Origin of the sequence: Streptomyces sp. NRRL F-5630 (genome assembly GCF_000719475.1) — a bacterium.
GTDB lineage: Bacteria > Actinomycetota > Actinomycetes > Streptomycetales > Streptomycetaceae > Streptomyces.
In genome coordinates, this window is the sequence record NZ_JOGO01000143.1 from 1 (window position 1) to 5,075 (window position 5,075).

2 rRNA genes are annotated in these 5,075 nt (G+C 57.6%); both read left to right on the plus strand.

The features are described 5' to 3' along the window. Positions 1-84 precede the first annotated feature (84 nt). Positions 85-1,613: ribosomal RNA gene (locus tag IF99_RS31335) — 16S ribosomal RNA — on the plus strand. A 315-nt stretch (positions 1,614-1,928) separates the two neighbouring features. Next, positions 1,929-5,052: ribosomal RNA gene (locus IF99_RS0129830) — 23S ribosomal RNA — on the plus strand. The 16S and 23S rRNA genes sit together here, the layout of an rRNA operon. Positions 5,053-5,075: the final 23 nt, after the last annotated feature.

A 5,075-nucleotide genomic window follows, 5' to 3' on the forward strand; every position in this document is an offset into this window, starting at 1 on the left:
ACACACAGCGAGGACGCTGTGAACCTGGGGGATTATTCCTCTCCCGGTTCCGCTCTCGTGGTGTCTCCCGATTACGGGAAAACATTCACGGAGAGTTTGATCCTGGCTCAGGACGAACGCTGGCGGCGTGCTTAACACATGCAAGTCGAACGATGAACCGCTTTCGGGCGGGGATTAGTGGCGAACGGGTGAGTAACACGTGGGCAATCTGCCCTGCACTCTGGGACAAGCCCTGGAAACGGGGTCTAATACCGGATACTCACTGCCTTGGGCATCCAAGGTGGTGGAAAGCTCCGGCGGTGCAGGATGAGCCCGCGGCCTATCAGCTAGTTGGTGAGGTAATGGCTCACCAAGGCGACGACGGGTAGCCGGCCTGAGAGGGCGACCGGCCACACTGGGACTGAGACACGGCCCAGACTCCTACGGGAGGCAGCAGTGGGGAATATTGCACAATGGGCGAAAGCCTGATGCAGCGACGCCGCGTGAGGGATGACGGCCTTCGGGTTGTAAACCTCTTTCAGCAGGGAAGAAGCGAGAGTGACGGTACCTGCAGAAGAAGCGCCGGCTAACTACGTGCCAGCAGCCGCGGTAATACGTAGGGCGCAAGCGTTGTCCGGAATTATTGGGCGTAAAGAGCTCGTAGGCGGCTTGTCGCGTCGGTTGTGAAAGCCCGGGGCTTAACCCCGGGTCTGCAGTCGATACGGGCAGGCTAGAGTTCGGTAGGGGAGATCGGAATTCCTGGTGTAGCGGTGAAATGCGCAGATATCAGGAGGAACACCGGTGGCGAAGGCGGATCTCTGGGCCGATACTGACGCTGAGGAGCGAAAGCGTGGGGAGCGAACAGGATTAGATACCCTGGTAGTCCACGCCGTAAACGGTGGGCACTAGGTGTGGGCAACATTCCACGTTGTCCGTGCCGCAGCTAACGCATTAAGTGCCCCGCCTGGGGAGTACGGCCGCAAGGCTAAAACTCAAAGGAATTGACGGGGGCCCGCACAAGCAGCGGAGCATGTGGCTTAATTCGACGCAACGCGAAGAACCTTACCAAGGCTTGACATACACCGGAAACGGCCAGAGATGGTCGCCCCCTTGTGGTCGGTGTACAGGTGGTGCATGGCTGTCGTCAGCTCGTGTCGTGAGATGTTGGGTTAAGTCCCGCAACGAGCGCAACCCTTGTCCCGTGTTGCCAGCAAGCCCTTCGGGGTGTTGGGGACTCACGGGAGACCGCCGGGGTCAACTCGGAGGAAGGTGGGGACGACGTCAAGTCATCATGCCCCTTATGTCTTGGGCTGCACACGTGCTACAATGGCCGGTACAATGAGCTGCGATACCGTGAGGTGGAGCGAATCTCAAAAAGCCGGTCTCAGTTCGGATTGGGGTCTGCAACTCGACCCCATGAAGTCGGAGTTGCTAGTAATCGCAGATCAGCATTGCTGCGGTGAATACGTTCCCGGGCCTTGTACACACCGCCCGTCACGTCACGAAAGTCGGTAACACCCGAAGCCGGTGGCCCAACCCCTTGTGGGAGGGAGCTGTCGAAGGTGGGACCAGCGATTGGGACGAAGTCGTAACAAGGTAGCCGTACCGGAAGGTGCGGCTGGATCACCTCCTTTCTAAGGAGCACTTCTTACCGGAGCTCTTCTGAGTGATGGTCAAGGGGCCAGTACATCGGCGAATGTCCGGTGCTGGTTGCTCATGGGTGGAACGTTGACTATTCGGCACTCTCGGTTTTCCGGGTTCATTAGTACTGCTTCGGCGTGGAACGTGAGACCAGGAAGGTTGGGGGTGTCGGGCACGTTGTTGGGTGTCTGAGGGTACGGCCGTATGGCTGTCCTTCGTGCCGGCCCCAGTGAACTTGAGACTTTGGTCTTGGGGTGATGGGTGGTTGGTCGTTGTTTGAGAACTGCACAGTGGACGCGAGCATCTGTGGCCAAGTTTTTAAGGGCGCACGGTGGATGCCTTGGTACCAGGAACCGATGAAGGACGTGGGAGGCCACGATAGGCCCCGGGGAGCTGTCAACCGAGCTTTGATCCGGGGGTGTCCGAATGGGGAAACCCGGCAGTCGTCATGGGCTGTCACCCGCTGCTGAATGTATAGGCAGTGTGGAGGGAACGCGGGGAAGTGAAACATCTCAGTACCCGCAGGAAGAGAAAACAACCGTGATTCCGGGAGTAGTGGCGAGCGAAACCGGATGAGGCCAAACCGTATGTGTGTGATACCCGGCAGGGGTTGCATGTACGGGGTTGTGGGATTGCGCTTCAGTCGTCTGCCGGCGGCTGGGTGAGTCAGAAACCATCATGATAGGCGAAGGACATGCGAAAGGTCCGGCGTAGAGGGTAAGACCCCCGTAGCTGAAATCGTGGTGGCTCACTTGCGTTGTTCCCAAGTAGCACGGGGCCCGAGAAATCCTGTGTGAATCTGGCGGGACCACCCGCTAAGCCTAAATATTCCCTGGTGACCGATAGCGGATAGTACCGTGAGGGAATGGTGAAAAGTACCGCGGGAGCGGAGTGAAATAGTACCTGAAACCGTGTGCCTACAAGCCGTGGGAGCGTCGGACATCAGCTTGCTGGTGTCTCGTGACTGCGTGCCTTTTGAAGAATGAGCCTGCGAGTTTGCGGTGTGTTGCGAGGTTAACCCGTGTGGGGAAGCCGTAGCGAAAGCGAGTCCGAACAGGGCGGTGGAGTAGCACGCTCAAGACCCGAAGCGGAGTGATCTAGCCATGGGCAGGTTGAAGCGGCTGTAAGAGGTCGTGGAGGACCGAACCCACCAGGGTTGAAAACCTGGGGGATGACCTGTGGTTAGGGGTGAAAGGCCAATCAAACTCCGTGATAGCTGGTTCTCCCCGAAATGCATTTAGGTGCAGCGTCGTGTGTTTCTTGCCGGAGGTAGAGCACTGGATAGGCGATGGGCCTTACCGGGTTACTGACCTTAGCCAAACTCCGAATGCCGGTAAGTGAGAGCACGGCAGTGAGACTGTGGGGGATAAGCTCCATGGTCGAGAGGGAAACAGCCCAGAGCATCGACTAAGGCCCCTAAGCGTACGCTAAGTGGGAAAGGATGTGGAGTCGCAGAGACAACCAGGAGGTTGGCTTAGAAGCAGCCACCCTTGAAAGAGTGCGTAATAGCTCACTGGTCTAGTGATTCCGCGCCGACAATGTAGCGGGGCTCAAGCGTACCGCCGAAGTCGTGTCATTGCAGCACATACTCTTAACGGAGGCTGTGATGGGTAGGGGAGCGTCGTGTGCCGGGTGAAGCTGCCGCGGAAGCGAGTGGTGGACGGTTCACGAGTGAGAATGCAGGCATGAGTAGCGATTCACACGTGAGAAACGTGTGCGCCGATTGACTAAGGGTTCCTGGGTCAAGCTGATCTGCCCAGGGTAAGTCGGGACCTAAGGCGAGGCCGACAGGCGTAGTCGATGGATAACCGGTTGATATTCCGGTACCCGCTGTGAAGCGTCAAACATTGAATCCAGTGATGCTAAGCCCGTGAAGCCGCCCTGATCTCTTCGGAGTTGAGGGGAGTGGTGGAGCCGGTGACCCAGGCTGGTAGTAGGTGAGTGATGGGGTGACGCAGGAAGGTAGTCCATCCCGGGCGGTGGTTGTCCCGGGGTAAGGGTGTAGGACGTCAGGTAGGTAAATCCGCCTGGCATGTTGTCTGAGACCTGATGCCGAGCCGATTGTGGTGAAGTGGATGATCCTATGCTGTCGAGAAAAGCCTCTAGCGAGTTTCATGGCGGCCCGTACCCTAAACCGACTCAGGTGGTCTGGTAGAGAATACCGAGGCGTTCGGGTGAACTATGGTTAAGGAACTCGGCAAAATGCCCCCGTAACTTCGGGAGAAGGGGGGCCACACCTGGTGATGGGTCTTGCACCTTGAGCTGGGGGTGGCCGCAGAGACCAGCGAGAAGCGACTGTTTACTAAAAACACAGGTCCGTGCGAAGCCGTAAGGCGATGTATACGGACTGACGCCTGCCCGGTGCTGGAACGTTAAGGGGACCGGTTAGCTGACTTTCGGGTCGGCGAAGCTGAGAACTTAAGCGCCAGTAAACGGCGGTGGTAACTATAACCATCCTAAGGTAGCGAAATTCCTTGTCGGGTAAGTTCCGACCTGCACGAATGGCGTAACGACTTCTCGACTGTCTCAACCATAGGCCCGGTGAAATTGCATTACGAGTAAAGATGCTCGTTTCGCGCAGCAGGACGGAAAGACCCCGGGACCTTTACTACAGTTTGATATTGGTGTTCGGTTCGGCTTGTGTAGGATAGGTGGGAGACTGTGAAGCGGCCACGCCAGTGGTTGTGGAGTCGTTGTTGAAATACCACTCTGGTCGTGCTGGATGTCTAACCCGGGTCCGTGATCCGGATCGGGGACAGTGTCTGATGGGTAGTTTAACTGGGGCGGTTGCCTCCTAAAGAGTAACGGAGGCGCCCAAAGGTTCCCTCAGCCTGGTTGGTAATCAGGTGGTGAGTGTAAGTGCACAAGGGAGCTTGACTGTGAGACCGACGGGTCGAGCAGGGACGAAAGTCGGGACTAGTGATCCGGCGGTGGCTTGTGGAAGCGCCGTCGCTCAACGGATAAAAGGTACCCCGGGGATAACAGGCTGATCTTCCCCAAGAGTCCATATCGACGGGATGGTTTGGCACCTCGATGTCGGCTCGTCGCATCCTGGGGCTGGAGTCGGTCCCAAGGGTTGGGCTGTTCGCCCATTAAAGCGGTACGCGAGCTGGGTTTAGAACGTCGTGAGACAGTTCGGTCCCTATCCGCTGTGCGCGTAGGAATATTGAGAAGGGCTGTCCCTAGTACGAGAGGACCGGGACGGACGAACCTCTGGTGTGCCAGTTGTTCTGCCAAGGGCATGGCTGGTTGGCTACGTTCGGGAGGGATAACCGCTGAAAGCATCTAAGCGGGAAGCCTGCTTCGAGATGAGTGTTCCCACCTCCTTTGAGAGGGTAAGGCTCCCAGTAGACGACTGGGTTGATAGGCCGGATATGGAAGCCCTGTGAGGGGTGGAGTTGACCGGTACTAATAGGCCGAGGGCTTGTCCTCAGTTGCTCGCGTCCACTGTGTTG